This is a genomic window from Propylenella binzhouense (assembly GCF_009866965.1).
Taxonomy (GTDB): Bacteria; Pseudomonadota; Alphaproteobacteria; order Rhizobiales; family Afifellaceae; genus Propylenella; species Propylenella binzhouense.
The window spans coordinates 1-19,952 of sequence record NZ_SPKJ01000036.1; the positions used below are offsets into that span (position 1 = coordinate 1).

Sequence of the window (19,952 nt, forward strand, 5' to 3'; positions counted from 1 at the left end):
CGGCCCCGCGCGCGTCGCCGCCCGCCCTGTCGGCAGGCCGCGCGGCTTCGGCCGCCGCAGGCGCGCCGCTCGCCCGGGCGAGGACGAGGATCGAGGGAAGGCCCGCGAAGAGGAGAGCGGCGAAGAGACCGGCAAATGCGGTGAGGTTCGCGCCGGCGAAGACGCCCGGCAGGAGCATCGCGCTCGCCGCGACATATCCGGCCAGCATCGCCAGGCCGATCCGGTTGGCGAGCCTCGCATGCCCGGTCCGGGCGGCATGCGCGACGCCGAGATTGGCCACCGCGATGGCGGCCGGCACCGCAACCGGCGCCTCCGATCCGATCGAAAGCAGCAGCAGGAAGGGCAGCGCGAAGAGGCCGGCAAGGCCCGTCGTGACGAGCGCCGCGATCTCGGCCTCGGCGAGCGCGGGCGCCGCGCGCCGAAGGGCGCCGCCGCTCCGCCGTCTGGCGGAGCCGGAGCGGCTGACATGTCCGTTGACGCCGTCCTCGATCGCGAGGGTCATCAGGTTACGCCTGGTTTTGGTTAATCGCCGCCCGACCATCGCGATCGAGCTTTAAGGAAACTTGAACCGGCCCGGTCCGGCGGGCGCTGCAACAGGTCCAGGCCGGGATACTTTTCATCAGGGTTAAGCGTTCGTTTCCATCCTTCCGAGGTGGAGAACGGTAGGGTAACCGCTGACTTAAGCTTGATAGTGCGATTTTATATCAATCGCATGCGGGCGGCAAACCTGGACTTCAGACGGATATGCTCAAATGCGCGGCAATTCGGACGAATAGAGATCCGAGCGCAGGTCAGGCATGTTCGTTCTCAGGTCGCTGTTCTGGCTCACCATGCTCGTCATGGTGCTTCCGCCTGCGGAGGGCGCGGATGCGCCGCCCCGCGTCAGCCTCTTCAACGCCGTGATCGCGGCACAGGCGCTCGTGCAGGATGTCGGCGCCATCTGCGAGCGGAATCCCGGCGCCTGTTCGGTCAGCCGCGACGCGCTCGCCCTTGTCGGGCGCAAGATCGAGACCGGCGCCAATATCGTCGAGGCGGGGGTCGCGCGCGAGCGCGGGACCGACCACGGCACGCTCCGGCCGGCGGACCTCGCGCCCGCCTGGTCGCTCGGCGAGCCCCGCCCGCCGCGCGGCTGAGACCGCCGCAGCGCGGCGCAGGCTTGCTGCGGCGTCCGGCACGTCCTAGCTAGACGGCTGAAACCATGGGCAGCCGATGGCCATAGAGACCCTCATCGACGACTTCCAGTTCCTGGACGACTGGGAGGACCGCTATCGCTACGTCATCGAGCTCGGCCGCACGCTCGAGCCGCTCGGCGCGGACGAGCGGACCCCCGCGAACAAGGTGCTCGGCTGCGCGAGCCAGGTCTGGCTCGTCACCGAAATTGCCGGCGAAGGCGATCCCGTGCTCCGCTTCCGCGGCGACAGCGACGCCCTCATCGTCCGCGGCCTGATCGCCGTCCTGCTCGCCATCTATTCCGGCAGACCGGCCTCCGAGATCCTCGCCGTCGACGCCGAGGCGGTGTTCGCGAAGCTCGGCCTGCGCGAGCATCTGACGTCGCAGCGCTCGAACGGCCTCTCCTCGATGGTCGCGCGCATCCGCCGCGACGCCGCCGCCGCGCTCGCCTGAGTCACGCGATCGTCGGGCGGTAGTCCGCCGCGCCCCAATGGCGGACGCCCTTCGATCGCTGCGGACCTTCGGCGGCTTCGCAGAGCCCGTAATGCCGCGAGAGCGCCGAGAGCGCGAGCTTCAGCACCAGCTTGGCGGAGCGCGCCGGCCACTCCCGCTCCCGCTCGACCGTCTCCAGCCCCTTCAGGAAGCAGCAAATGTCGAGGAGCACGCCGGCGAATTCGGGACCGACGGCGGCGACCGCCTCGTCCACCCGGATCCGGGCCGCGAGCGAGGCATCCGTCAGGTCGGCGGTGCCGCCGCGTCCGCCCGTCCGCCGGCCCGAGGTCACGGTTGCGGACCAGCTCGCCGTCATCCGCGGCTGCAGCTGCGCCCGCTCGAAGTCGGCCCGCAGGCGCTCGGCCGCGGCGACCGCCGCACTGCCGAGATAAGGCGGCCTGCCGGCCCTCTTCTGCGCGAGCGTCGCGACCGGGCTCTCGTCGGCGTTCCGGAGGATCGGCGGCCGGTCCCCGCCATTCTCGCCGCCTGCCGCGACGAGCGTCGCGTGCTGCGCGCGATAGGGGTCCGGGCCGGGCGTCATGCGCGCGAGCAGGCTCGCCGCCTCCGGCTGCGGGCGAAGGCGGCCGTCCCTTTCCGCCGCCAGGACGCCGCGCGCGAGGAGCGAACGAACGAGCGCGCCGGAGAGGCGGAGCACGCCCGGCCGATCCGCACGCGCGAGTTCGATCCCGCCGTCCGCCGTCCGCTCGATGAGCCGGTCCGGGCGCGCGGCGAACAGTGCGAGCGCCTCTCTCAGCTTCGCTTCGGCCTTGGCGCTCCCCTTCACGCGCCGCCCCCGGACTGGAAGGCGGAGACCCAGAGCTCCAGGGCGGCAGAGAGATAGTCGAGCAGCCGGTCGAAGGCCGGGTCGTCGCGCCGGTCCTCGATCCGCGCGATCGCATGCGCCACCGTCGTCCGGTCCCGCCCGAACTGGCGGCCGATCGCCGAAAGGCTGAAGCCGAGCGAGGTGTGGGCGAGATACATCGCGATCTGCCGCGCGGCCGATTCCTTCGCCGTGCCGCGCCGGCGCGCGCGGACGGCGTCGCGCCTGACCCTCAGCGCCGCCACGACGAGCGTCTCCGCCGCCCGGCAGCCGCTTGCCACCTCCCCTGCCGAATCGTCCCGCCCGCCCCTTCCCGGCCGTCCGGCGATATCGAGATCCGTCATGCCCGTCTCCGTAATAGGAATATGATCCTATTACACCTGCAACCGGGGAACGGGGATAAGTTTTGCCCGGCGGGGACAGGCGGGGCGGCGGTCCCCGCCTCCCGGCGGCGGGCGATCATCGGCCGAAGACCACCGATGACGGAGACGATCATGCCGGCCGGCCCGCATGGAACAGGACGCCTGGAACCCGCGGCGAGGAGGGTCGTCGCCATTGCGGCGCGCGCCGGCGCCGCACGCTACGACCGCATGCGGCACCTGCCCGGGCTCATCCGCTTCGTTCCCGAGGACAAGGATCCCGTGGCGGAGACGGAGCGCATCTTGGCACTCCTCGCCCGCGCGCTCCGCGCGGAGCGCAATCGGGCGCGGGCGGGCCACTGGACCTACGATCTCAACCGGCACATAGCGCTGCACCAGGCGCAGCGCGCCGAGGCCGAGCGGCTTTCCGCCCTCCGCGCCGGCGGGCCCGCCGCGGCGCGGGAGCCGTGCGCGGCCCGGCCCGAACGGCCTTAGCCGTCCTGGCCGCGCTTCTGGCCGAGGCCCATCTCCTTGGCGAGCTGCGAGCGCGCCTGCGCATAGTTCGGCGCCACCATCGGATAGTCCGCCGGCAGGCCCCACTTCTCGCGATATTGCTCGGGCGTGAGATTGTAGTGCGTGCGCAGGTGCCGCTTGAGGGACTTGAACTTCTTACCGTCCTCGAGGCAGATGATGTAATCCGGCATGACCGACTTCTTCGGCGGCACCGCCGGCTTCGGCGGCTCGGCCTCGGGCTCCGCCTTCCCGCCGGAGCTGCGCACCAGCGCCGAATGCACCTGGTTGATCAGGCCGGTCAGCTCCGCCGAGGAGATGCTGTTGTTGCTCACATAGGCGGAGACGATCTCCGCCGTCAATTCGATCAGACTGTCCTGATCCACAGATTCGATCATGTCGATCTCCGTTCCGTTCCAGAATGGTGCAAGCGTATGGGAAGGGCATTCTGCCCGCTGACTGTCGTCTAGCAGCGGTTGCCGGCGATATCTACCGTCCGAGTGCAGAAACTACGTGAGATGAAGAGACGCAGTCGGCGGGCCGGAGGTGCATGCGTGGCCTGCAGCGACCAAGCGGCCGATGCCATCATCTTCTTCCTTAGCCGGGAGTGTGGCGAAAGTTGAGCAGCGCCCGTCGATCAATCCGTTATTCGGGACGCCTGCCGGCGCGTGACCTCGTCGAGCGTCGTGCCCGGCCAGGGCCGCAGGCCCGCGGTCACGGCCGCGCGGGCGAGGAGATGCGCGGAGACGGGCGCGGTCAGGAGCAGGAACACGATGCCGGCGAGCGCACGCGTGATCACGCCGACCTGCATCGCCTCCACGGCGAGCGCGAGCAGGATGATGCCGGAGCCGATCGTGCCCGCCTTGCTCGCCGCGTGCATGCGCGTGTAGAGGTCCGGCAGCCGAAGCACGCCGATCGCCCCGACGAGCGCGAAGAGGGCCCCGATCACGACCAGGAGCCCCGAGAGGACGGCGAGAATATCCGCGATCATGGCCCTTCCTCGGGTGTCTTTCCGCCGTCCCCCTCGGCGCGGACGGCGTAGAAGCGGGCGAGCGCCACCGTGGCCAGAAAGCCGACCAGCCCGACCGCGATGGCGATGTCGACATAGAGATAATAGCCGGTCTTCACGCCGATCATGGCGATCAGGCCGATGCCGAGCGTGGTGATGAGGTCGAGCGAGAGAATGCGGTCGGCGAGGCTCGGGCCGAGCACGAGCCTTATCACCAGGAGCGCGTAGGCGACCGACAGGAGCACCAGCGCGATGTCGATGCAGACGTCGAGGAAGCCGAGGGCGCTCACCGGAACGCCTCCATGATCCGGCGCTCGAAGCTCTGGGCGATGTCGCGCTTCATCGCTTCCGGATCCGGCACGTCGATGGCGTGGACGAAGATGTAGCGGCGGTCGGACGAGACGTCGACCGAGAGCGTGCCCGGCGTCAGCGTGATGAGATTGGCGAGCAGCGTGATCTCGTAGTCGCGGTCGACCCGGAGCGGATAGGCGACGATGCCCGGATGGAGCGGCATCTTCGGCTGGACGACGATCCACGCCACCTTCAGCCCCGATTTCAGCAGCTCGTAGAGAAAGACGAGCACGAGGGCGATGATCCGCCTGCTGCGGTCGAAATAGCGCCTCGTCCCGACCTGGTCCCGGATGAACCAGAGCGCGAAGCTGCCGAGGGCGAAGCCGAACACGATGTTCGGCAGGGCGAAATTGGTGGTGACCGCCGCCCAGGCGAGCGCGAACAGGATGTTGACGGGGAAGAGGCCGCTCACGGCCCGCCCCCGAAGACGGACCGGATGTAGGCCGCCGGGTCGAGCAGGCCGAGGGCCGCCCCGTCGGTGAGCGACATCAGCGGGTCTGGGAAGAGGCCGATCAGGATCGCGAGGGCGGCGAGGAATGCGACCGGAAGCGTGAGGCCCAGCATCTCGGCGGCCGGAAGCGGCCGGGGAAGCGCCTCCGCGCCGTCCGGCGTGCCGGCCGCCCCGCCGCGCCAGAACGCCATGCCGAAGGCGCGCCCGCCCGCGATCGTGGTGAGGAAGCCGGAAAGGAGGACGGCGGCGGCGAGCCACCAGCGGCCCGCCTGGAGGGCGGCCTCGGTGATCAGCACCTTCGGCCAGAAGCCCGAGAAGGGCGGGAGCCCTCCAACGGCGAGCACGAGCACCAGCACGATCGCCGCGAGCGCGGGCGCGACCGCGTAGAGCCCGCCGGTCTCGCGCAGATCGAAGGAGCCGCCGATGCGCCCCGCCACGCCCGCGCCGAGATAGAGCGCCGCGCTGACGATCATGGAATGGACGGCGTAGAACGCCGCGCCGGCGAGGCCGAGCTGGGAACCGAGCGCGATACCGGCCAGCATCGCGCCGATCCCGCTGATCACGAAATAGCCGAGCATGCGGCGGAGGTCGGACTGCGCGATCGCGCCGAGGCCGGCCCCGATCATGGTGACGATCGCGACCCAGAGGATGACGTCGCCGAAGACCGCCCGCTGCGCCGGCATGAGCATGACGAGCACGCGGAGCAGCGCGTAGACGCCCACCTTCGTGAGAAGGCCCGCGAACAGCGCCGCCGCGGAGATGGCCGGCGTGTGGTAGGAGGCCGGCAGCCAGAAATGGAGCGGGAAGGCGGCCGCCTTCATCGCGAAAGCGAGGATGAAGAGCGCGGCGATCGTGTTGATCGGGGCCGCCTCGCCGAGGCCGCGGATCCGGTCGACGAGGTCGGCCATGTTGAGGGTGCCGGCGACGCCGTAGAGATAGCCGATGGCGACCAGGAAGAGCGTCGTCGCGAGCAGGTTGAGGATGGCGTAGCGGATCGCGCCGTCGAGCTGCTCCCGGCTGTTGCCGAGAACGATCAGGCCGAACGAGGCGATGAGGAGCACCTCGAACCAGACGTAGAGATTGAAGATGTCGCCGGTCAGGAACGCGCCGCATACCCCGGTCATCATCAGCGTCAGGCACGGATAGAAACCGTAGCGCCGCAGGCCTTCCGGCACGTCGCGCATGGCGTAGACGGCGACCGCGAGCGCGACGACCGAGGCCGCGAGCGCGAAGGTCGCGCCGAGCACGTCGGCGCTGAACGAGATCCCGAAGGGCGGCAGCCACCGCCCCATCGTCATCGTGATCGGCCCCGACACGGCCACCCGCGCGAGGAGCAGCGCGTTGTTGGCGACGAGCGCGGCCATGGCGGCGATCGCGATCAGCGGCTGCAGCCGCGGAAAGTTCCGCAGCATCACGAGCACGGCGCCGGCGAGCACCGTCACCATGACCGGCGCGATCACCAGGTAGTCGGCGAGCGGCGTCGGGGCGAGCACCAGCGCCCGCGCGAGGTCGACCGTTCCCGGCATCGCCATGTCAGTAGCCCTCCGGCGGCACGGGACCGCCGAGCGGCTCGGCGACCTTCAGCTCCGGCGTCTTGTCGGAACCGATCGCCTGGTAGGCCCGGAAGACGAGCACCAGGATGAAGGCGAAGAGCGAGAAGGAGATCACGATCGCGGTCAGGATCAGCGCCTGCGGCAGCGGGTTCGCGGTCACGCCGTCGGGAACGAGCGCGCCTTCCGGGATGATCGGCGGCACCTCCCGGAAGATCCGGCCGCTCACGAAGATGAGGAGGTTCACCCCGTTGCTGAGGATCACGAGGCCGATCAGGATCCGGATCAGCGAGTTGGAGAGCATCAGGTAGATGCCGCCGCCGAAGAAGAACCCGACGAGGATGGCGATCGGCGCCTCCATCAGCGTTCCTTCTCCTCCAGCGTGAGCGCGATGGCGCTGATCGCGCCGACCACGACGAAATAGACGCCGATGTCGAAGACGACCGGGGTGGCGACCGGGATCTCGGCGCCGAAGACGTGCGGGGTCCACCACAGCCCGGTGAGGAAGGGCACGCCGAGGAGGAGCGACGGCAGTCCGGAGGCGGCCGACAGGAAGAGCCCGAAGCCGGAGATCGCGGTCGGGGTGAAGACGAGCGCGTGGCGGACGGCGGTGACCCCGCAGGCGATGCCGTAGATCGCGATGGCGGAGGCGGCGATCAGGCCGCCGATGAAGCCGCCGCCCGGGGCATTGTGTCCGCGCAGCAGCACGAAGATGGAGAAGAGCACCATCAGCGCCGTCAGGTAGGGCGCGATCGTGCGGAAGATGATCGTCCTCACGCGCCCTCTCCCGCCTCGTCCGCCTTGCCGCGGGTGCGGACCCGGAGGAGCGCGAGGATGGCGAGCCCCGCCACCATCACGACGCTGATCTCGCCGAGCGTGTCGAGGCCGCGGAAGTCGACGATGATCACGTTGACGATGTTGTGGCCGTGGGCGATCGCCCGCGAGTTCTGCGCGAAGAAATCGGAGAGGCGCGAATCGAACGGCGCCTCCGTCGCCGCGAGGAGCAGGAAGCCGAAGCCGACGCCGCAGCCGATTGCGACGATGCCGTCCTTCACGAATTCAGGCACCGAGCGGTGGTCGGAGGGCGACAGCGAGAGCCGCGTCATGGCGAGCGTCAGGATCACCACCGAGAGCGTCTCGACCATGAACTGCGTGAAGGAGAGGTCCGGCGCGCCGTAGAGCATGAAGAGCATCGCGACCGCGAAGCCCTGCGCGCCGAGCGAGACGATCGCGGTCAGCCGCTGCTTGGTTCCGAGCACGACCGCGACCCCGCCCACCGCGAGGAGGATCATCGCCGTCTCCGCGATCGACGGCATCGCGAAGGCCGGCCAGCTCGGCCACTCGTCGAAGAGGCCCATCGGCACGAGGAGGGCGATCGCCGTCATCGCCATCGTGACGAAGATGTACATCTCCAGATTGCCGGTCTGGATGGTGCGCGTGACGAGCGCCGCGAACCGGCTGAGGCCCGCGATCGCCTGGTCGAAGCCGCGGTCGGGGCCCCAGCCGATGGCGGCGAGGACACGCGCCACGGCGCCGCGGATCGCTGCGAGCCGCCACAGCACGAGAATGCCGAGCGCCATCGTCGCGAGCGACAGCGCGAAGGCGAGATTGAGGTGGATCGCGGCCGAGACCGTCGCGCCGCTCGCCGCGCCGGCGATCGCAAGCGTCGCCGGCAGCAGCAGGCTGCGGCCGGTCCAGGCGCCGAAGAGGATCGCGGCGATCCCGCAGAGCGCGAGTACGGCCGGACCGAGCCAGAGCCCGGCCGGGCCCTGGTGGACATGCGGGTTCGGCGCCCGGCGCCGGCCGAAGAAGGGCAGGATGGCGACCGCGAAGCCGGCCGCGAACATGAGCGCGTTTCCGATCACGGCCGCGAACAGGGCGGCGAAGGCGAGCCCCGAGCCGTGGGCGAGCGCCTCGTACATGGTCTCCTTGCCGAAGAAGCCGATCGTGAGCGGCAGGCCGCCCATGGAGGCCGCGGCGCCGAGCGCGGCCGCGAGCGTGATCGGCATCTCGCGGGCGAGCCCGCCGAGCGCCGCGACCTGGCGCGTGCCGGCCTCGTGGTCGATCCCGCCGACCACCATGAAGAGCCCGCCCTTGAAGAGCGAATGGGCGAGGAGATAGGTGGCGGCGCCGAGAATGGCGCCTTCCGCCCCCGCCCCGGTCAGCATCACGAGCAGGCCGAGCGAGGCCATGGTCGTATAGGCGAGCAGCATCTTCAGGTCGGTCTGCCGGACCGCCAGAAGCGCGCCGGCGACGAGCGTGACGCCGCCGAAGATCGGCAGCACCGTCATCCAGGCAACGGTGTCGCCCAGCACCGGGTTGAGCCGCATCAGGAGATAGACGCCGGCCTTCACCATGGTCGCCGAATGGAGATAGGCGGAGACCGGGGTCGGCGCCTCCATCGCGTTCGGCAGCCAGAAGTGGAACGGGAACTGCGCCGACTTGGTGAAGGCGCCGCCGAGCACGAGGACGAGGATCGCGGGATAATAGGGGCTGGCGCGGAGCGCCCCGCCCGCGGCGAGCACCTCGGAAAGCGAGCCCATCCCGGTCGTCGCCATCACCAGCAGGAGCCCGGCGAGGAGAGCGAGCCCGCCGCCGCTGGTGACGACGAGGGCCTGGTAGGCCGCGCGCCGGGCCGCCATCCTGTTGTGGTCGAAGCCGATCAGCAGGAACGAGCTGATCGAGGTCATCTCCCAGAACACGAAGAGCGCCAGGAAGTCGTCCGCGAGCACGAGCCCGAGCATCGAGCCCATGAAGAGGAGCATGAAGCCGAAGAACCGTCCCTGCTGCGGGTGGCCCTTCAGATACGGCCCGGAATAGATGACGATGAAGGTGCCGATGCCGCTGATGAGGAGCGCGAAGAGCAGGCTCAGGCCGTCGATCCGGAACGAGAGGTCGATGCCGTAGCGCTCCGACCAGCGCACCGCCCCGCTCAGCACCTCCCCCGCCGCCACGGCCGGCACGAGCCGCAGGAAATGCAGGAAGATCGCCGCCGGCACGATCGCCAGCACCCAGCCCGCAGCCCCGCCGAACGCCCGCTTCGCCGCCGGCGCGAGCGCGGCTGCGACGAACGGCGCGGCCATGGCGAGGAAGGTCCAGTCGGAGGGTTGGCCCGGCATCCGGTTCGGGAAGGTCGATGTTGCCGGACCGACATAAAGGGCCGTTCCGCAGCCGGCAACCCGTCAGCAATTGAAACAATCCGGGAGGAGCTCTGCTCCCGGCACAGCCCGCCCGAAGGGGGGCGCTCCGCCCGGCCCGGCCGCCGGCAGGACGGCTCAGACGGCCCGCCGCCCCGCCGCGTCGATGACGATCTCGCCGTCCTCCTTCGCGAACGGGCCGATCTCCGGATCGGGCAGGAGGTCGAGCACGGCCTCCGAGGGCCGGCAGAGCCGCACGCCCTTCTCCGTGACCACGATCGGGCGGTTGATCAGGATCGGATGCGCCAGCATCGCGTCGATGATCTGGTCGTCGCCGAGGCCGGGATCGTCGAGCCCGAGCGCGTCGTAGGGCGTGCCCTTGCGGCGGAGCAGCGCGCGCGGCGCGATCCCCATCGCGGCGATCAGCGCGACGAGCCGCTCCCGGCTCGGCGGCGTCTGCAGATACTCGATCACCTCCGGCTCTTCCCCGCTCTGCCGGATCATGGCGAGCACGTTCCGCGAGGTGCCGCAGGCCGGATTGTGATAGATCGTGATCGTCATCTCATGTCCCCTGCGCAGGGCCGGCCGCCTCGGCGAGCGCGCGCCGCAGTGGCTTGTGGCTGGGATGGAGGAGCCATCCGAACACCCCGACCGCGAGGATTGCGCCGGCGACCTCCGCCACCGCGAAGCCCGGCAGGTCGACCGGCCTGATCCCGCTGAACGTATCCGTGAAGGCCCGGCCGATCGCAACCGCCGGATTGGCGAAGGAGGTCGACGCGGTGAACCAGTAGGCCGCGGTGATGTAGAGCCCGACCAGCGTCGGGATCGCCGCGGCGTTGAAGCGGAGCCCCCCCAGGATGACGCCCACGAGCCCGAAGGTCGCGACGATCTCGGACCACCACTGGGCGGGGCCGGTGCGCACCGTCTGCGCGATCTGGAGGACGGGCAGGTCGAACATCAGGTGCGCCGCGGCCGTCCCCGCCAGCGCGCCGGCGATCTGCGCGATCGCGTAGGCGGCCGCCATTCCCCGCGCGATCGACCGCCGCAGCGCGAAGGCGATCGTCACGGCCGGGTTGAAATGGGCGCCGGAGACCGGGCCGAGCACGGTGATGAGCACCACCAGGACGGCGCCGGTCGGGATCGTGTTGCCGAGGAGCGCGACGGCGTCGTCGCCCGTCAGCCGGTCCGCCATGATCCCGGAGCCGACCACCGTCGCCACGAGAAGCGCGGTTCCGAGCGCCTCGGCGACGAGGCGACGGATGGGGTCGAACGCCTCCATCCGGCTTCAGGCCGCCGATTCCCGTTGCGAGGCCGGCGCCTCCCGCCGTTCGCCGATCTCGTCGAGCCGGGTCTGCAGCGAAAGCCGGTCGAGGCTTCGCAGCGGCAGGCTCGTGAAGGCAGCGATCCGGTTGGTCATCATCCGGCAGGTGTCGGCGAAGGCGGCGCGTTTGACGGCTTCGGTGCCTTCCACGGCCGCCGGATCCGGCATGCCCCAATGCGCGGTGATCGGCTGGCCCGGCCAGATCGGGCAGACCTCGTTCGCCGCGTCGTCGCAGACCGTGAAGACGAAATCCATCACCGGCGCGCCCGGCTCGGCGAACTCGTCCCAGCTCTTCGAGCGCAGGCCCTCGGTCGGATAGTTGAGGCTCCGGAGAAGGTCGAGCGCATAGGGGTGGACGGCGCCCTTCGGGTGCGAGCCGGCCGAGAACGCCCGGAACCTGCCCTGCCCGTAGCGGTTCAGGACCACCTCCGCGATGATCGAGCGGGCGGAGTTCCCGGTGCAGAGGAAGAGAACGTTGTAAACAGGATCAGCCATCGACATCCTCCCGCGTCTCGCAGCACGGCGCGAGTGCGGTCACGAGTGGACCGCACACTTCCGGCCGACCGCCGCAGCAATCCTTCACGAGATAGGTGGCGAGCTCGCGCACGCGCTCGAGCCGGGCGCGGTAGATGATCGACTGGCTGCGCCGCTCGCCCGCCACGAGGCCGGCGCGCGCAAGCACCGCGAGATGGCTCGACATCGTGTTGTGCGGCACCGCGAGCCGGCGCGCGACCTCGCCGGCCGGCAGGCCCTCCGGCTCGTTCTCGACGATCAGCCGGAAGGCGTCGAGCCTGGTCGGCTGCGCCAGCGCCGCGAAAGCGAGCACCACGTCTTCTTTGTCCATATGTCTACTATTATCGACACGTGGACCGCCCGTCAATCGGCGCCGGACCGGGAAACGGGCCGGCCCGCCGGGCGGCGGGCCGGCCTGCGGTCAGGTTTCTTCGGATTGCGCGACAGGCTCTCGGGCGGAAGAGCGCGATGCCGCCTGAAGACTCTGGAGGAAGGGGATGCTCGGCGCGAAGAAGAACTCGCCGCCCTTCATCGTCACGAAGCCGTTCATCAGGAATTCCGTCTCGTGAGTGTCGCGCAATGGAGCTTTGTCTTTGACTTCTCCGCCCCATTCGGCACGCCAGCGCTGCTTAATTGGCGCTTTCCGGGGCGGATTCGCTTGGTTGTCGGGCTTGAATTGCCCGATCAGCGGGTCGAGCCCGACCCCGTCCTTCAGGAAGTTTTCGCTATTCGCCCAGAATCTCTGCATGAAGCCGAACTGTTTCGGGATGCTCGACTGGAAGCACATGAAGAGAAGGCCGACGCCTTCCGACGGAAGCGCCGAGATGTCCTGCGCCGCCTGCGGGTGCTCCGGCCGATCCCCGTAGGTGATGCCGCGCCGCGTGATGCGGCGGTCACGCTCGGGTGGAATACCATCTATCTTCGGCGCCTCGCCGCGCGGATTGGTCTTGCGGATATGGGCCTGGAACGGGCATTTCAGCCCGGCGCCGTCGCCGCCATAGTTGAAGTTGTTCTCCTTCGCGGGGATGAAGCCGTCTGCCCGGGACACCACGACGGGCGTGCCGTCCTCGAACCGCCCGACGGCCATCGCCCCCGCGCGCTCCCGCTCGCCCTGAGGCAGCTTCAGCGCGTCGGCCAGCGCCTGCTCGGCCAGCTTGAAGCCGCGGACGTTCTGCTCGAGCTTGCGGAAGACGAAATAGCTGCCGAACGCCTCCGCGTCGTCCGCCAGAACGTCCGGCACCAGCACAAGGCCCAGCGAAGCGAACGGGGGGAACTCCTTGGTGCCGCCTCCACCGGCTTCGACGAGATTGCCGTCTCTTCGGATCGGGTTGCCGGAGGCATCGCGCTCGAAATCCCAGGTCGTGTAGAGCGGCTGGCTCCGCCCGTCGACATAGCCGAAATGCTCGATTCCCTCGCCCCCGGCGGTCCTCAGCGCCTCGCCGCGCTCGACATGCGCGAGCGTTCCGTCCGGCAGGCTGGTCAGGACTTCCCCGCACCGGCGCAGCAGAAATTGCTCGTCGTCGTCGGCGACGATCAGGAGAAGGTCGAGATCGCTTTCTCGGAACGGCTCCTCCCACTCGGCGGGGGGCGGGTCCTGCAATGCGTCGACCGCGCCCCTGGCGCCGCCGAGAAAGCTCGCTTGGACCTGCGGCTGGGCGGCGTCATCGAATGCGGCGCTCAGACGGTCCTCGTCGAACCCGAGCTTCCGGTAACCGGTCGCCGAAATCAGCAGCATCCGGAACGTCTCGCCCGGCACCTTCAGCGTCTTGAAGCGGCGCCGCTCCGTCTCCTGCTTGGCCGCCGAGGTCACGCCCGCCGCGAGCCGCGAGACCAGCGCCTTCGCGCCGTCCACGTTCCCCGGCAAGGTGATGAAGATGTTTGCGGTGTGATCGCGGCCGTGGCCGTTGATGATGTTGCCCTGAAGCTTCTCGCTCCAGGGTAGCGATTCCGGCGTCAACGGGTCGACCGGATCGGCGTTGTCCAGTTCTAGTGGCATGTGAGCCCCCCTCCCTATGCGGCGAATCCCCTCTCCGCCGCCGGCCGGATGCGCCTTCGGAATGCCGCTCGGGTTCAGCTCGGCAATCCGGAGCGTCTCGGTCCGTGCGACCCATCATTATTGCAACCACTACGAGTGTCAATAAAATACAACTTCAATTTGCGTGCCTGGAGATGCTGGCGCCCGCTTGCCGGCGCCGCCGTTTCCTCCTACGTCCGGCGCGCCATGCCGAACATCCCCGCCCCGCCCGTCGCCGAAAGGCGCCCCGTCACGCTCGCCCGCCACGGCCATGTCCGCACCGACGACTATGCCTGGCTGCGGGCCGACAACTGGCAGGAGGTGATGCGCAACCCGGCCGCGCTCGCGCCGGACATCCGCGCCTATCTGGAGGCCGAGAACGCCTATTTCGCCGCCGCGATGGCGGATACCGAAGCGCTGCAGGACACGCTCTTCCGGGAGATGCGCGGGCGCATCAAGGAGGACGATTCGACCGTCCCCGCCGCCGACGGCCGCTATGCCTACGCCACCCGCTATGTCGAGGGCGGACAGCATCCGCTCTTCGTGCGCACGCCGCGCGACGGCGGTCCGGAGGAGATCCTCCTCGACGGCAACGCGCTCGCCGAGGGCCGCGCCTATTTCAGGATCGGCGGGGTCGCGCATGCGCCCGATCATTCCAAGCTCGCCTGGGCGCATGACGATGCCGGCTCGGAATTCTACCTCCTGTCGGTCCGCGATCTCGCCTCCGGCCACGACCTCGCCGACCAGATCGCCGATACGAGCGGCGGCGCCGTCTGGTCGGCCGACGGACGCCACCTCTTCTACGTCCGGCTCGACGCCAATCACCGGCCGTCGCGCGTCTTCCGCCACCGGCTCGGGACCGCGGCGAGCGAGGACGTCCTCGTCTATGAGGAGCCGGATCCGGGCTTCTTCGTCGGCCTCGGCAAGACCCGGTCGCGGCGCTTCATCGTCATCCACGCGCACGACCACGAGACGGCCGAGGTGCGCCTCGTCCCGGCGGAGGATCCGGAGGCCGCGCCGGTCCTCGTCGCGGCGCGCGAGCCGGGCGTCGAATACAGCGTCGACGAAGGCGGCGGCACGCTCTTCATCCTGACCAATCTCGGCGCCAAGGATTTCAAGATCGTCACCGCGCCGGTGGCGGATCCCGGCCGCGCGGCCTGGACCGACCTCGTCCCGCACCAGCCGGGCCGCCTCATCCTCGGGCACGACGTGCTCGCCCGCCATCTCGTCCGGCTCGAGCGCGTCGACGGCCTGCCGCGCATCGTGATCCGCCGCCGCGCCGATGGCGCCGAGCATGCCGTCGCCTTCGCCGAGGAGGCCTATTCGCTCGGCCTCTCCGGCGGCTTCGAGTTCGACACCGACTGGCTGCGCTTCACCTATTCATCGCCGGCGACCCCGGCGCGCGTCTTCGACTACCAGATGGAGACGCGCGAGCGGGTGCTGCGCAAGGAGCAGGAGGTCCCCTCCGGCCACGACCCCTCGCTCTACGTCACGCGCCGGGTGCTTGCGCCGGCGCCGGACGGCGAGCTCGTGCCCGTCTCGCTCCTCTACCGCAAGGAGACGCCGCTCGACGGCACGGCGCCCTGCCTGCTCTATGGCTACGGCGCCTACGGCATCGCGATCCCCGCCGGCTTCTCGACCTCCCGGCTCTCGCTCGTCGATCGCGGCTTCGTCTACGCGATCGCCCATGTCCGCGGCGGCAAGGACAAGGGCTATGCCTGGTACGAGGCCGGCAAGCGCGAGCGGAAGGCGAACACCTTCACGGATTACGTCGCGGCGGCGGAATTCCTCGTCGCGCAGAGGATCACCGGCCGCGGCCGGATCGTCGCCCAGGGCGGCTCGGCCGGCGGCATGCTGATGGGCGCGGTCGCCAACAAAGCGGGCGATCTCTTCGCCGGCGTGATCACGGTCGTCCCCTTCGTCGACGTGCTGAACACGATGCTCGACGACACGCTGCCGCTCACCCCGCCGGAATGGCCCGAATGGGGCAATCCGGTCGAGCGGGCGGAGGATTATCATGCGATCCTCGCCTATTCGCCCTACGACAATGTCGCGGCGAAGCCCTATCCGCCGATCCTGGTGATGGCCGGGCTCACGGATCCGCGCGTCACCTATTGGGAGCCGGCGAAATGGGTGGCGAAGCTCCGCGCCACCAAGACCGACGGCAACCTGCTCCTGCTCAGGACCAACATGGATGCCGGCCATGCCGGCGCCGCCGGCCGCTTCGACGCGCTCAAGGAAACGGCGATCGAGATGGCCTTCGCGCTGAAGGTGACCGGGAAGGCCTGAGCCCGCTCAGCGTTCGCTGAACGGGATGCCGCCCTTCGCCTTGTCCGTCTTCGGCGTCTCGATGATGGAGACCGTCACGGAGTCGGGCGCGGCATTGAAGTTCTTCACCACCGCGTCGGTGATGTCCTTCATGAGCGCCTTCTTCTGCTCGGCGTTCCGGCCGGCGATGGCGTAGACGACGACTTCGGGCATTCTCTCCCCCCTTCTCCTGCGCCCGGCCTGCGGGCGGTCCGCGCCCGCCATAGGCCATTCGCAGGCGGCCGGGCAAGGGCGTACCAGCTTCTTCGGTTGCCCGGCGAAGCAACTCGGCTAAATAGGCGCAGGAACGGCGCCCGCGCGCTCACGTTCCCCGGACGGTTCCACCAGAGGAGACGAACATGGCCTTCACGCTCCCCGAGCTTCCCTACGCCTACGATGCCCTCGCGCCGCACATGTCGGCTGAGACCCTGGAGTTCCACCACGACAAGCATCACAAGGCCTATCTCGACGCCATGACGCCGATGATCCAGGGCTCCGAGTACGATTCGATGGACATCGAAAGCATCGTCAAGAAGAGCTATTCCGAAAATCCCAAGCTCTTCAACCAGGCAGGCCAGTATTACAACCACGTTCATTTCTGGAAGTGGATGAAGCCGAACGGCGGCGGCCGCAGCCTGCCCGGCGCGCTGGAGAGCCAGATCAATTCCGATCTCGGCTCGTTCGACGAGTTCCGCACCAAGTTCATCGATGCCGGCAAGACCCAGTTCGGCTCGGGCTGGGCCTGGCTCGCCATGAAGGGCGGCAAGCTCGTGGTGATGAACACGCCGAACGGCGAGAACCCGCTCGTCCATGGCGGCACGCCACTCCTCGGCGTCGACGTCTGGGAGCATTCCTACTACATCGACTACCGCAACCTGCGGCCGAAATACCTGGAGACCTGGTTCGACAACCTGGTCAACTGGGACTATGTCGCCGAGCTCTACGAGAAGGCCCGCTGATCCGCCTTCGCGCATATCCGGGGAAGGCGCCGGCCCGGTCCGGGGCCTTCCCGCCCGCGCCCTGCCCGTCGTCAAATGCCCGTCGTCAAACCAACGAGAACACAGCGTTCAGCGCCCCTCAACGACATGTCATTTCAACGTGATCGCGCGAGGGCATCAACTGCGTTGCGCAACCTGCCTGTCGCGCCACCCGAATGGAGGACCCGCATGAAACGTCCCGTGCTGCTCGCCGCCGCTTTCTCCCTCGTCGCGATGTCGGCCTCGGCGGTCGCGCTCGAGGATCCGATCAAGACCCGCCAGACCCTGATGGACGCCAACGGCGCAGCGGCCGGCCTCGGCGGCGGCATCATGAAGGGCGAGATCCCCTTCAATCCGGTCGCGGCCGCCTCCGTCCTCCAGACCATGCGCGCGGTCGCCGTCTCTTTCGGGGATTATTTTCCTGAAGGCTCGGAGATGGGCGACACCAAGGCCGATCCCAAGATCTGGACGGACAGTGCGAACTGGCAGGCGGCGCTCGCCAAGTTCCAGCAGGACACCGAGGCCGCCCTCGCCACTTTGCCGAAGGAGGTCGGCTCCTACACGCTCGACCAGTTCAAGGGCGCGTTCGGCCAGGTCGCGCAGAATTGCCGCAACTGCCACCAGAACTTCCGCATCAGCAACTAGCCCGTCGTGAAGCGCGCGCTGGCCGCCCTCCTCGTTGTCTCCGCCGTTCTCGGGGCCGCGGCCTGGTGGCTCACCGCGCCGCAGCCGCTCGCGGCCGGCGCGCTGCCGCCGCACCAGGCCGACCTCGCCAATGGCGAGCGCATGTTCTGGGCGGGCGGCTGCGCGTCCTGCCATGCGGCGAAGGGTGCGAAGGGCGACGAGCGCCTGAAGCTCGGCGGCGGGCTCGCGCTCGCGACTCCCTTCGGCACGTTCAACGTGCCGAACATCTCGCCCGATCCGGAGACGGGAATCGGCCGCTGGAGCGATCTCGATTTCGCCAGCGCCATGATGCGCGGCGTCGCCCCCGGCGGCGTCCATCTCTACCCGGCCTTCCCCTACCCCTCCTATGCCCGCATGCGGATCGAGGACGTGCTCGACCTCAGGGCCTATCTCGGCACGCTGCCGCCGGTCGCCCACCGCACGCCGCCGCACGACCTCGCCTTCCCGTACAATGTTCGCCGCGGCATCGGGCTCTGGAAGCGTCTCTACCTCCATCCCGGACCGGTGATCGAGCTCGCCGGCGCCGACGGAGAGGTGCTGCGCGGCCGCTACCTCGTGGAAGGGCCGGGCCATTGCGGCGAATGCCACACCGCGCGCGACGTCATGGGCGGCTCGAAGCTCGACGCCTGGCTTGCCGGCGCGCCGAACCCGGAGGGCCGCGGCACGATCCCGAACATCACCCCGCACGAGGAGGGCATCGCGGACTGGTCCGCCAAGGACATCGCCTACGCGCTCGAATCGGGCTTCAAGCCGGATTTCGATTCCTTCGGCGGCTCGATGGTCGAGGTGCAGGAGAACATGGCGAAGCTGCCGGCGGAGGACCGCGACGCCATCGCTGCCTATCTGAAGGCCATTCCGCCGCATCCGGATGCGGTCGCGCCGGAGCGGGCGAGCGGCGCCGAGAGCGAGGGCGGCGGCTGACGATCCGCTGCCGCCTCAGAGCCCGCGCCGGCAGCTCGTCGCGATGATCGGACCGACCGCGTAGGTGATGCTCCGCTGCTGCCAGACGCGGCAGGCGGCCTCGCTCGGAAAGCAGCCCTCCGCCGCGTAGGCCCGGTTCTTGTCGCCGGTGAAATCGTGGAACTTGCCTGCGTAGTGCCCGCGCCAGACCGCCTGCGGGCCGATCTCGGCGGCAAGGGCCGTGCAATCCGCCGTCGGCGGCTTCACGCGCGGCTCATAGCGGAGGAGGTCGCTCAGGAAGCTCGCCTCCGCCGCGGCGGGGAGCGCGAGGATCGCCGCCGCCAAAGCGGCCGTCGCAACTCGGTTCATCGGCACCTCCGGATCGCTCCCTCAACCCGCTGAGCCGCCGTCCGGTTGCGGCGGACGCGGCTCAGCTGTGCGCCCATTCCCAGTAGAGCGCGCGGGCCCGCGCGCCGATCGGCCCCGCCTGCATCATGCGGTCCTCGATCTGGGTGATCGGCACGATCTTGGAATAGTTTCCGGTCGAGAACGCCTCGTCCGCCGCCATGAAGTCGGCGAGCGAGAGGCTCGCCTCGCGCACCTCGATGCCCGCTTCCCGGAGCAGCGCGATGGCGCGCTGGCGCGTGATGCCGTTCAGGAACGAGCCGTTCGGGACCGGCGTGAACACCACCCCGTCCTTCGCCATGAAGACGTTCGAGGTCCCGGTCTCGGCGATGTTGCCGAGGAGGTCGCGCACGAGCGCGTTGTCGAAGCCGCGTCCCTTCGCCTCCATGATGGCGCGGCCGTTGTTCGGATAGAGGCAGCCCGCCTTGGCGTTGGTCGGCATGCATTCGTAGCTCGGCCGGCGGAACGGCGAGAGCGTGACGGAGAAGCCGTGCGGCTCCGGCATCGCCGTCTCGTAGAGGCAGAGGCAGAAGCGCGTCGAATCCGGATCGGGCGGCACCGACATGTAGCCGCCCTGCTCCGCCCAGTACATCGGGCGGATATAGATGGCCGCGTCCGGCGAAAAGCGTCTGAGCCCGTCGCGCGCGAGCCCGATCATCGTCTCGACCGGCACGGTCGGCCTGAGCCCGAGCGCCACCGCAGAGGCGTTCACCCGCGCGAAATGGCGGTCGAGATCCGGGGTTACGCCCTCGAAGGCGCGCGCGCCGTCGAAGACGCTCGAGCCGAGCCAGAAGGCCTGCGTCCGCGGCCCCGCGATCGGCACGTTGCCGGCGTGCCAGTCGCCCTCGAAGAAGGTCCACGTCTCGGACCAGGTCACCATCGCTCTCTCCCTCGTCGGGTCGGTTAGAGCCGCGCCGGCGCAAAGGTCAAGAGCGCAGAAGCGGCCGCTGCGGTTGGTCGTCGCCCGTCGCGGCGCGCGCGG

26 protein-coding genes are annotated in these 19,952 nt (G+C 69.4%); 7 read left to right on the plus strand and 19 right to left on the minus strand.

The window, feature by feature from the left end:
• Positions 1–502, minus strand: a 502-nt coding sequence (locus E4O86_RS11675; protein WP_205520842.1) for a hypothetical protein, incomplete at its 3' end; no start/stop codon positions are given.
• Between the two features lie 295 nt (positions 503–797).
• Between E4O86_RS11675 and E4O86_RS11680 the strand changes: the two genes are divergently transcribed.
• Together E4O86_RS11680 and E4O86_RS11685 are read left to right on the plus strand one after the other, a co-directional pair.
• Positions 798–1,133: a DUF5330 domain-containing protein gene (locus E4O86_RS11680; protein WP_161140717.1), complete on the plus strand. Its 336-nt coding sequence runs from the start codon at positions 798–800 to the stop codon at positions 1,131–1,133.
• A 76-nt stretch (positions 1,134–1,209) separates the two neighbouring features.
• The gene (locus tag E4O86_RS11685) at positions 1,210–1,623 is read left to right on the plus strand and encodes a SufE family protein (protein WP_161140718.1); all 414 of its coding nucleotides are present in this window, start codon (positions 1,210–1,212) and stop codon (positions 1,621–1,623) included.
• A 1-nt stretch (position 1,624) separates the two neighbouring features.
• Here E4O86_RS11685 and E4O86_RS11690 read toward each other — a convergent pair whose 3' ends face one another.
• A complete protein-coding gene (locus tag E4O86_RS11690) occupies positions 1,625–2,446 on the minus strand; it encodes a DUF6456 domain-containing protein (RefSeq protein ID WP_161140719.1) in 822 nt (273 codons plus the stop codon).
• Positions 2,443–2,826, minus strand: a complete 384-nt coding sequence (locus tag E4O86_RS11695; protein ID WP_161140720.1) for a helix-turn-helix domain-containing protein — start codon at positions 2,824–2,826, stop codon at positions 2,443–2,445. The genes E4O86_RS11690 and E4O86_RS11695 overlap by 4 nt, the downstream gene beginning before the upstream one ends.
• Positions 2,827–2,961: 135 nt before the next feature.
• Here E4O86_RS11695 and E4O86_RS23210 point away from each other — a divergent pair, with 135 nt between their 5' ends.
• The gene (locus tag E4O86_RS23210) at positions 2,962–3,336 is read left to right on the plus strand and encodes a DUF6477 family protein (protein ID WP_205520849.1); all 375 of its coding nucleotides are present in this window, start codon (positions 2,962–2,964) and stop codon (positions 3,334–3,336) included.
• Here the strand turns inward: E4O86_RS23210 and E4O86_RS11700 are convergent.
• From E4O86_RS11700 to E4O86_RS11760, 13 genes are all read right to left on the minus strand, one after another.
• Entirely contained in the window at positions 3,333–3,749 is a 417-nt protein-coding gene (locus E4O86_RS11700) for a Ros/MucR family transcriptional regulator (protein ID WP_161140721.1), read from the minus strand. The genes E4O86_RS23210 and E4O86_RS11700 overlap by 4 nt on opposite strands.
• A gap of 239 nt (positions 3,750–3,988) precedes the next feature.
• Entirely contained in the window at positions 3,989–4,342 is a 354-nt protein-coding gene (mnhG, locus tag E4O86_RS11705; protein WP_161140722.1) for a monovalent cation/H(+) antiporter subunit G, read from the minus strand.
• Complete coding sequence (locus tag E4O86_RS11710; RefSeq protein ID WP_161140723.1) at positions 4,339–4,650, minus strand: monovalent cation/H+ antiporter complex subunit F; 312 nt, start codon at positions 4,648–4,650, stop codon at positions 4,339–4,341. The genes mnhG and E4O86_RS11710 overlap by 4 nt, the downstream gene beginning before the upstream one ends.
• Positions 4,647–5,123: a Na+/H+ antiporter subunit E gene (locus E4O86_RS11715; RefSeq protein WP_161140724.1), complete on the minus strand. Its 477-nt coding sequence runs from the start codon at positions 5,121–5,123 to the stop codon at positions 4,647–4,649. The genes E4O86_RS11710 and E4O86_RS11715 overlap by 4 nt, the downstream gene beginning before the upstream one ends.
• Positions 5,120–6,694, minus strand: coding sequence for a Na+/H+ antiporter subunit D (locus tag E4O86_RS11720; protein WP_161140725.1), 1,575 nt, complete (start codon positions 6,692–6,694; stop codon positions 5,120–5,122). Before E4O86_RS11720 ends, E4O86_RS11715 begins: the two co-directional genes overlap by 4 nt.
• A 1-nt stretch (position 6,695) precedes the next feature.
• The gene (locus E4O86_RS11725) at positions 6,696–7,073 is read right to left on the minus strand and encodes a Na+/H+ antiporter subunit C (RefSeq protein ID WP_161140726.1); all 378 of its coding nucleotides are present in this window, start codon (positions 7,071–7,073) and stop codon (positions 6,696–6,698) included.
• A complete protein-coding gene (locus tag E4O86_RS11730) occupies positions 7,073–7,489 on the minus strand; it encodes a Na+/H+ antiporter subunit B (protein WP_161140727.1) in 417 nt (138 codons plus the stop codon). The genes E4O86_RS11725 and E4O86_RS11730 overlap by 1 nt, the downstream gene beginning before the upstream one ends.
• The gene (locus E4O86_RS11735; protein ID WP_161140728.1) at positions 7,486–9,831 is read right to left on the minus strand and encodes a putative monovalent cation/H+ antiporter subunit A; all 2,346 of its coding nucleotides are present in this window, start codon (positions 9,829–9,831) and stop codon (positions 7,486–7,488) included. Before E4O86_RS11735 ends, E4O86_RS11730 begins: the two co-directional genes overlap by 4 nt.
• Before the next feature lie 156 nt (positions 9,832–9,987).
• Positions 9,988–10,410, minus strand: coding sequence for an arsenate reductase (glutaredoxin) (arsC, locus tag E4O86_RS11740; protein WP_161140729.1), 423 nt, complete (start codon positions 10,408–10,410; stop codon positions 9,988–9,990).
• A gap of 1 nt (position 10,411) precedes the next feature.
• Positions 10,412–11,128, minus strand: coding sequence for an aquaporin (locus tag E4O86_RS11745; protein WP_161140730.1), 717 nt, complete (start codon positions 11,126–11,128; stop codon positions 10,412–10,414).
• Positions 11,129–11,134: 6 nt separating this feature from the next.
• Positions 11,135–11,665 carry an arsenate reductase ArsC gene (locus E4O86_RS11750; protein ID WP_161140731.1) on the minus strand — a complete coding sequence of 177 codons (531 nt, stop codon included), beginning with the start codon at positions 11,663–11,665 and terminating at the stop codon, positions 11,135–11,137.
• Entirely contained in the window at positions 11,658–12,014 is a 357-nt protein-coding gene (locus E4O86_RS11755; protein ID WP_161140732.1) for an ArsR/SmtB family transcription factor, read from the minus strand. Before E4O86_RS11755 ends, E4O86_RS11750 begins: the two co-directional genes overlap by 8 nt.
• Positions 12,015–12,104: 90 nt before the next feature.
• A complete protein-coding gene (locus E4O86_RS11760) occupies positions 12,105–13,679 on the minus strand; it encodes a Dyp-type peroxidase (protein WP_161140733.1) in 1,575 nt (524 codons plus the stop codon).
• Positions 13,680–13,904: 225 nt separating this feature from the next.
• Here E4O86_RS11760 and E4O86_RS11765 point away from each other — a divergent pair, with 225 nt between their 5' ends.
• Positions 13,905–15,986 (plus strand): S9 family peptidase, encoded by a 2,082-nt coding sequence (locus tag E4O86_RS11765; protein ID WP_161140734.1) that lies wholly within the window; start codon positions 13,905–13,907, stop codon positions 15,984–15,986.
• 6 nt (positions 15,987–15,992) lie between these two features.
• On the opposite strand, the gene E4O86_RS11770 is transcribed toward E4O86_RS11765, so the two are convergent.
• A complete protein-coding gene (locus tag E4O86_RS11770) occupies positions 15,993–16,178 on the minus strand; it encodes a tautomerase family protein (protein WP_161140735.1) in 186 nt (61 codons plus the stop codon).
• A 185-nt stretch (positions 16,179–16,363) separates the two neighbouring features.
• Between E4O86_RS11770 and E4O86_RS11775 the strand changes: the two genes are divergently transcribed.
• The 3 genes from E4O86_RS11775 (at position 16,364) to E4O86_RS11785 (ending at position 18,586) form a co-directional block, all read left to right on the plus strand.
• Positions 16,364–16,963: a superoxide dismutase gene (locus E4O86_RS11775; RefSeq protein ID WP_161140736.1), complete on the plus strand. Its 600-nt coding sequence runs from the start codon at positions 16,364–16,366 to the stop codon at positions 16,961–16,963.
• 207 nt (positions 16,964–17,170) lie between these two features.
• A complete protein-coding gene (locus E4O86_RS11780; RefSeq protein WP_161140737.1) occupies positions 17,171–17,626 on the plus strand; it encodes a c-type cytochrome in 456 nt (151 codons plus the stop codon).
• A gap of 6 nt (positions 17,627–17,632) precedes the next feature.
• Positions 17,633–18,586 (plus strand): c-type cytochrome, encoded by a 954-nt coding sequence (locus tag E4O86_RS11785; protein ID WP_161140738.1) that lies wholly within the window; start codon positions 17,633–17,635, stop codon positions 18,584–18,586.
• 15 nt (positions 18,587–18,601) lie between these two features.
• On the opposite strand, the gene E4O86_RS11790 is transcribed toward E4O86_RS11785, so the two are convergent.
• Together E4O86_RS11790 and E4O86_RS11795 are read right to left on the minus strand one after the other, a co-directional pair.
• Complete coding sequence (locus tag E4O86_RS11790; RefSeq protein ID WP_161140739.1) at positions 18,602–18,934, minus strand: hypothetical protein; 333 nt, start codon at positions 18,932–18,934, stop codon at positions 18,602–18,604.
• Between the two features lie 61 nt (positions 18,935–18,995).
• The gene (locus E4O86_RS11795; protein ID WP_161140740.1) at positions 18,996–19,850 is read right to left on the minus strand and encodes a branched-chain amino acid aminotransferase; all 855 of its coding nucleotides are present in this window, start codon (positions 19,848–19,850) and stop codon (positions 18,996–18,998) included.
• Positions 19,851–19,952: the final 102 nt, after the last annotated feature.